The sequence below is a fragment of the Porphyromonas bennonis DSM 23058 = JCM 16335 genome, from assembly GCF_000375645.1.
Classification (GTDB): domain Bacteria; phylum Bacteroidota; class Bacteroidia; order Bacteroidales; family Porphyromonadaceae; genus Porphyromonas_A; species Porphyromonas_A bennonis.
This window is the reverse complement of the sequence record NZ_AQWR01000087.1, coordinates 1-1,268: the sequence shown is the minus strand read 5'-3', so window position 1 is coordinate 1,268 and position 1,268 is coordinate 1. Positions and strand designations below refer to the sequence as shown.

Here is a 1,268-nt window from a genome sequence, read left to right as displayed (position 1 = left end):
GTCGAAATGTCCATTCAAAACTTTGAAATGTCCGATTGCCCTTATACAATCAGTCTGGGCAAAGGGTCACACCCTGCAATTTGACCCATAGACCCGTATTGACGCTCTCGATCACCTGGTCCCTCTGACCCGGTATGGAGACATACTCGGTGCCGGTAAATCCATTATCATATTTCTTCCTATTCCACGAGAGTGCCAGACCGAGCAGTTTATTCTCCCCATACGTGTACTGCAGAACTCCTCTCAGCCCGGCATAACCGTAGGTTCCGGAGGATGGGGTCTCCACCCTGTACTGACGCTCGTCTCTCTCGTATACCTGCCGCTCCATATAGGAGGAGCCGTTCCGATTAAGGCTTGGCGACACCGAAGCAAAAAGACCCTTATGGCTATACATCAGACTCCCGTATCCTCCGTACCGATAGTTCTTATCTCCCTGTCCGTACATCTCCTCGGTTCCTATGACACCACCCATATACTCGCGGAAAACAGATGAGGTGTGCAGGATAATCATCGCCGTATTCCCATCCGGATCATACCTCAGCGGGGGATGTGTCACCACCTCCACACGGTCGACCAGCCCGGCATCATAGCCCTTGAGGGCAGATGACACCTCAGAGGGCTCCATACGCTGCAGGACATCTCCGATCTTGACGATGACCTTCTCCTTTCCGACCACTGAAAGAAGATCCCCCCTGACATGAACTTGTGGGATCAGCCTCAGCAGATCGAGGGCATCATTGGCACGCTCTCGCATCTCCTTGACATTGACCTCAAATCCATTATCCAGCATACGGACACGTATCGGCTTACCCTGCACCACCACCGTCTGCAGCACCTCAGCACTCTCTCGGAGCAGAATCTCCCCAAGATCAGTAGTGGGAGAAGAAACACTTATCTGTCTGGGATCAAGTCGGTAGCCGATAAAACTCACGCCGAGGACATAGTCACCCTCCGGCACCTCTAAGGAAAACCTTCCTCTCTCGTCACTGACCACATGTGCAACGATGTCCTGAGACTCAAGGTCTCGTATCAAGAAGACCGAGGCACCGTCAAGCGTCCCGACACTGTCACAGACAGTACCCGTGACAGTGGACAGAGCGTCCTGAGCAAACAAACCACCGGCACAGGTCAGCAGGGCAAGGAGTAACAAGCTTATTCGATTCATAAAGTCGTTTGTATGAGGATTTGTATAAATCTAAAGAGAATTGTCGCACACGAAAGCATCACATACAACGCTCAAATATAGTATATATATATATATATATATA

Annotated in this window: 1 protein-coding gene; it reads right to left on the bottom strand. The window is 50.7% G+C overall.

The window, feature by feature from the left end:
* Positions 1-49 precede the first annotated feature (49 nt).
* Complete coding sequence (locus tag B088_RS08175) at positions 50-1,165, bottom strand: carboxypeptidase-like regulatory domain-containing protein (RefSeq protein ID WP_025081732.1); 1,116 nt, start codon at positions 1,163-1,165, stop codon at positions 50-52.
* Positions 1,166-1,268: the final 103 nt, after the last annotated feature.